This window comes from Paraburkholderia sp. BR10141, from assembly GCF_056155635.1.
The window spans coordinates 1-233 of sequence record NZ_JBMIQH010000170.1; the positions used below are offsets into that span (position 1 = coordinate 1).

At 61.4% G+C, this 233-nt stretch carries 1 protein-coding gene; it reads right to left on the reverse strand.

The features are described from left to right. Positions 1-233, reverse strand: a 233-nt coding sequence (locus ACOJB8_RS41330) for a sensor histidine kinase (RefSeq protein ID WP_475018037.1), incomplete at both ends; no start/stop codon positions are given.

Below are 233 nucleotides of genomic sequence, written 5' to 3' on the forward strand. Positions count from 1 at the left end.
CAATCGTCCGGACGATTGCCAGTCCGAGCCCTGAGCCGATCTGCTCGTTACCCGGAATGCGATAAAACGGATCGAACACACGAGCACGCTCGTGCGGCGCGATGCCCGGGCCGTTGTCGGTAACGGTCAACAGCGCCTGAGTTCCTGTCTCCCGGACGGCCAGATTGACCCGTCCGCCGTCTGGCGTGTAGCGAATCGCGTTGTCGACGAGATTCTTGATCAGTGTCGTCAGC